This window comes from Ruegeria sp. BH8 (assembly GCF_056538065.1).
In genome coordinates this window covers 1-567 of the sequence record NZ_JBQFSP010000061.1, presented here as the reverse complement: position 1 = coordinate 567, position 567 = coordinate 1, and the positions used below count along the sequence as shown (strand labels likewise).

Annotated in this window: 1 protein-coding gene; it reads left to right on the top strand. The window is 55.6% G+C overall.

Features of this window, described 5'->3' with window-relative positions:
* The coding region (locus ACR0AD_RS21160) for a hypothetical protein (protein WP_480489525.1) at positions 1-407 on the top strand (407 nt) is incomplete at its 5' end.
* Positions 408-567: the final 160 nt, after the last annotated feature.

Here is a 567-nt window from a genome sequence, read left to right as displayed (position 1 = left end):
ACCTGCAGGCGTACACTGTTGCTGACGACAGTTACACCACATCCATGAACGCGGCCGAGTTGGACAACCTGGACCCGTCCGAGGCCGAAAAATGGCTGGCAGTGCGTGACGACATTGTTGCAACCGCCAACAGCTTCGGACTCGATGGAAACAAGTTCCTGGCCCGCTACAACGATCATGACAGCGTTTCAGTCGGCACCACGGCGACTTGGCGAGACGCGGACATCTCCACCGCAGCTGCCCATTTTAACAGCCAAGGTGTTCCGGACAGCTACGAGCGCGCCGAGGCCGTTGTCGGTGAGCTGCACCAAGTTTCATCCAGCAAGATTGCAGCCGTGGTGCAAGCGATTGCCCATACCCGCGAACAGGCCACCCACGTCCATGAAGATAATGGTCACAGCCTTTAATGACGGAAGACAATATAGATTATTGTTCGCGCTGGTGAATGTGTTGCTGGGAACAGCGAGACCACCGGGTTGGAGTAATGTTGGGTCTGTTCCGATTGGGACGGACTCTTATCGTTGGACATTCCGGGCATTCGCTGCACCACGTTTGAATAGGCAAGAA